At 42.2% G+C, this 438-nt stretch carries 1 pseudogene; it reads right to left on the reverse strand.

The annotated features are described in order from the left end of the window. A pseudogene (locus tag ACW689_RS21455) lies at positions 1-369 on the reverse strand (transposase); the annotation flags it as partial. Positions 370-438: the final 69 nt, after the last annotated feature.

Raw genomic sequence — 438 nt, forward strand, 5'->3', positions numbered from 1 at the left:
GGTAGTATGTAGCGCGGCCAATACCTACAAACTTACACGCTTTCAAAATACTTAAACCCGCTTGAACTAATTCACTGGCGCAACTTCGCTTTTGCGCTGTCACCAACCCTTTTTTGCGAATAATTCCTTAATCGCATGGTTCTCTAGGCTGACATCTGCGTACATCTTTTTAAGTTTGGCATTCTCTTCTTCAAGCTCTTTGAGTCGCTTAACATCCGATGCTTCCATGCCGCCATATTTGGCTTTCCAGTTGTAATACGTAGCACTGCTGATCCCATGCTTGCGGCACACTTCTTCAACCTTCATACCCGCATCTGTTTCTTTGAGCACAGTGATGATCTGAGATTCTGTAAAACGTGACTTTTTCATTGTTGTCTCCTGTTTGTGATATTACAGAAAACTCTAATTAAACATGTCTCATGTTAAGGGAAGTGGACA

Source organism: Pseudoalteromonas sp. ABE4_541, assembly GCF_056312285.1.